1 protein-coding gene is annotated in these 635 nt (G+C 47.7%); it reads left to right on the top strand.

Features of this window, described 5'->3' with window-relative positions:
* Positions 1 to 402: 402 nt before the first annotated feature.
* A partial coding sequence (locus tag GY791_11035; GenBank protein ID MCP4328957.1) for an AMP-binding protein occupies positions 403 to 635 on the top strand: 233 nt, incomplete at its 3' end.

Raw genomic sequence — 635 nt, forward strand, 5'->3', positions numbered from 1 at the left:
ATAAACATTCTCAACGATGCTCTTCTTCTAGAACCCAGTACTGTGGACTGGTGTCCCCCAGCTCCCAATACCTCTTGCTACATCATTTACACCTCGGGCACAACAGGGAAGCCTAGGGCGTGGTTTTGGAACATACAAATATGTCTTCTTTCATTCAACATGGGGCGTTTTGCGTGTACAAGGACCTGGGTCCAGGGAGCCGGTTCTTGCTCTCGAGTCCCATGACCTTTGATATGAGCTATGGTATTCAGTTCCCCACCTTCTCCATGGGTGCGACTCTGGTACTTGCCCCAAAGTGCGCATTATTGGATGAACTGGAGCTACTCATCAACACTGTAAAGGTGCGCTCACTGGCATGTCATTCAAGGAATATCACATGCATGTTGCAGGGTATATAATTGTTTGTTTGACGCTTCGTATGGTTTGCAGATCACACACCTCATGATGACTCCATCAATCTTTGATCTTGTTGTCAACTGTGAACTCCCCTCGGTGGTGAATATTGCTCTTGGTGGAGAGCGTGTGATGCAACACCAGTTGGAAATGTGGAGGGACAGGGTCAAGCACTTTGTGACGATGTACGGTCCCACGGAAACTACATTCAGCTGCACTGCAATGGAGTTTGATAAAAGCAC

The organism is Alphaproteobacteria bacterium (assembly GCA_024244705.1).
In the GTDB taxonomy this organism is placed as follows: Bacteria; Pseudomonadota; Alphaproteobacteria; order JAAEOK01; family JAAEOK01; genus JAAEOK01.